Source organism: Burkholderia sp. LMG 13014, assembly GCF_905232215.1.
In the GTDB taxonomy this organism is placed as follows: domain Bacteria; phylum Pseudomonadota; class Gammaproteobacteria; order Burkholderiales; family Burkholderiaceae; genus Burkholderia.
The window spans coordinates 1-2482 of record NZ_CAJNKE010000751.1; the positions used below are offsets into that span (position 1 = coordinate 1).

Sequence of the window (2482 nt, forward strand, 5' to 3'; positions counted from 1 at the left end):
TGTTGATTTCCATCGAATCTTGACCCACCGATTTCATCTAAATCTGACCCACCCCGAGACAGCGTAGTACATCTATTCCGGTGTGGATAACTCCTCACTGCCTGCTGCTTTTGCTGCTCTCTTTCTCGTCGCCTTCGCCTTGGCAGAACTGGACTTGAAGCGCCAGGATTCATTGCCGGTTTCGACGATGTGGCAGTGATGGGTGACGCGGTCCAGCAGCGCCGTCGTCATCTTTGCGTCCCCGAACACGGTCGCCCACTCACCGAAGCTGAGGTTGGTGGTGATCGCGACACTCGTGTGTTCATACAGCTTCGAGAGCAAGTGGAACAGCAATGCGCCACCGGTCTGGCTGAACGGCAGGTAGCCCAGTTCATCGAGGATCACCAGGTCGACGTACATCAGCTTATGGGCGATCTGGCCTTGTTTGCCGATGGACTTCTCCTGCTCCAGTGCGTTGGTCAGCTCGACGGTCGAGAAGTAGCGCACTCGCTTGCCGTGGCGTTGCACGGCCTCAATTCCGATCGCTGAGGCGAGGTGCGTTTTGCCGGTGCCGGGGCCACCGATGAACACGACGTTGTGTGCGCTTGCGAGGAACGACAGGTCACTGAGTTCTCGAACCAGCGCTTCGTCGACGTGCGCCTGCGCGAAGTCGAAGCCCTTCAGGTCGCGGTGAGCCGGGAAGCGAGCGGCGGTCATCTGATAGGCGATCGAGCGCACCTGTCGCTCCGCCGTCTCGGCCATCAGCAGCTGCTTCATGAAGCGCTCCGGGTCGAACTCCGTGTGACGCGACTGCGCCAGCAGCTCTGGCCAGGTGCTTGCCATGCCATGCAGTTTGAGCCCCTTGAGCTGGGCAGCGATGTCGTTAGACATGACGGTCCTCCGATGGGTTGGCGCGCAGGGTTTCGTAGCGGCTCACGTCGGCGGCCGGCTCTTCGGTAAGCTGGAGTTTCGTCGTCGCGAGGTTGGTGCTCGTGGTGGGTGCCTTCAACCGGCTCAGCACGTTCAGAACGTGCTCCCCACTGGGGCGTCCCGAGTCCAGCGCTGCCTGCACGGCAAGCAGCACGGCATCGAGTCCGTGTTCGCGCACCGCGGCGAGCACCTGCGTCATGATGCGATCGCCTCCCGGGTGCTTCAGTAGGTGCCGCTGCAACTGCTGCAGCGGCTGTGGCATCGTGACGAACGGAGCACCGTTGCGCAACGCGCCGGGTTTGCGCTCGACCAGCGTGATGTAATGGCGCCAGTCGTAGAAGGTCATGTGCCGCTCGAAGCTGCGTTCGTGGCGTGCGATCTCCTGGGCATCGGCGACGACGCTGAGATATGCCGGATAGCAGCGTACGCTCACCAGTTGGTTCGTGTACTCGGTGGGCACGCTGTAGCGGTTGCGCTGGAAGTGGATGAGGCTGGTCGACGACACCCGCAGCGTCTGCTCGACATAGCCGTCGAACGGGCGTGGATTGGGCATCAGCCTGGTGCGCTCGTCCTGCAGCACGTCCTCGACCGTCAGCTCGGGCCACTGCGGGTGCCGCATCTGCCAGGCCTGACGACACTGGCCCGCGACCCATTCGTTCAGAAGCTCCAGCGTTTCCCAGCGTCGTAGCGCAGCCTCGTGCCAGATCTGGCGGCGCCGGTCCTGCACGTTCTTCTCAACGATGCCCTTCTCCCAGCCGGCGGCACGGTTGCAGAATTCCGGCTCGAACAGGTAATGGCCGCACATTGCCTCGAAGCGGGCGTTGACCGCGCGCTCCTTGCCGCGGCCGACCTTGTCCACGGCGGTCTTCATGTTGTCGTAGATGCCGCGGCGCGGGACGCCGCCAAACGCGGCGAATGCGCGGGCGTGCGCATCGAACAGCATCTCGTGACTCTGGGTCGGATAGGCGACCAGCCAGAATGCCCGGCTGGCATTGAGCTTGACGTGGGCGACCTCCAGGCGTCGCCGCAACCCGCCGATGAAGGCGTATTCGCAGCTCCAGTCAAACTGGAATGCTTCGCCGGGTTCGAAGGCCAGCGGTACATAGGCCTTCCTGCGCGGGGCTTCAGCCTGCTCCTCGTGCCAGCGTCTCACGAAGGCGCTGACGCGGCCGTAGCTGCCGGCGTAGCCCTCGCCGCGGATGGCCTCGAACATGAACCGGGCTGTGCGCCGGTCACGCTTCGGGCGATGACTGTCTGCCCGCAGCCAGCCCGTCAGTTGCGCGGCCCACTTGTCGACGACGCTCGGGCTGACGCGCTTCGGGTACTTCGGCTCAACGGCATCCGTCTGCCGAAGCCAGCTGCGCACCGTGTTCCGGGACAGGCCCGTGCGCCTGGCAATCTCGCGCAGCGGAACCTTCTCGCGGAAATACATCCGCCTGATCTTGGCCAATATGCCCACCGTGATCACCTCTGTATCCCCTGCTCAAAGATTGAGCAGGGCATTCAATCACGTGGGTCAAAATTCGATGAAAATTACTGCCTCAGGTGGGTCAATTCTGCGTGGACATCAACA

General features: G+C 62.9%; 2 protein-coding genes. Both read right to left on the reverse strand.

Annotation, left to right across the window (positions count from 1 at the left end):
* Positions 1 to 72 precede the first annotated feature (72 nt).
* Entirely contained in the window at positions 73 to 870 is a 798-nt protein-coding gene (gene istB / locus JYJ84_RS34060; protein ID WP_175223704.1) for an IS21-like element helper ATPase IstB, read from the reverse strand.
* Positions 863 to 2341 (reverse strand): IS21 family transposase, encoded by a 1479-nt coding sequence (gene istA / locus JYJ84_RS34065; protein WP_374102156.1) that lies wholly within the window; start codon positions 2339 to 2341, stop codon positions 863 to 865. The genes istB and istA overlap by 8 nt, the downstream gene beginning before the upstream one ends.
* Positions 2342 to 2482: the final 141 nt, after the last annotated feature.